This window comes from Streptomyces sp. DH12 (assembly GCF_020873895.1).
In the GTDB taxonomy this organism is placed as follows: domain Bacteria; phylum Actinomycetota; class Actinomycetes; order Streptomycetales; family Streptomycetaceae; genus Streptomyces.
This window is the reverse complement of record NZ_JAHWGT010000765.1, coordinates 1-492: the sequence shown is the minus strand read 5'-3', so window position 1 is coordinate 492 and position 492 is coordinate 1. Positions and strand designations below refer to the sequence as shown.

The 492-nt window shown below is 71.5% G+C and carries 1 protein-coding gene; it reads left to right on the top strand.

Annotation, left to right across the window (positions count from 1 at the left end):
• Positions 1-492: DUF5753 domain-containing protein (locus tag LPA54_RS36950; protein WP_228984854.1), on the top strand; the 492-nt coding region annotated here is incomplete at both ends.

Here is a 492-nt window from a genome sequence, read left to right as displayed (position 1 = left end):
CTACGGCGTCTCCGACGAGGAGGCCGAGGCCTTCGACCAGCTCGCGGAGGACGCCAACAGGCCCGGCTGGTGGCAGCGCTTCCACGACATCCTGCCCGGCTGGTTCTCCATGTACGTCAGCCTGGAGGGCGCGGCCTCCCTCATCCGCAGCTACGAACCCCACTTCGTCCCCGGACTGCTCCAGACGGAGGACTACGCGCGTGGCGTGCTGCGCTCCGGCGCCATAGGGCAGACCCGCCCCGAGGACATAGAGCGCCACGTCGACCTGCGCAGGCGGCGGCAGGAGCTGCTCACCCGCGAGGACGCGCCCCGGCTGTGGGTCGTGATGGACGAGACCGCGCTGCGCCGCCGGGTCGGCGGCCCGGAGGTGATGCGCGCGCAGATCGACAAGCTGCTCGAGGCGTCGGCGCTGCCCAACGTGACGCTGCAGATCGCCACCTTCGACAGCGGGCCCCACCCCGGCACGTACGGGCCGTTCGTGCTGTTCCGAGT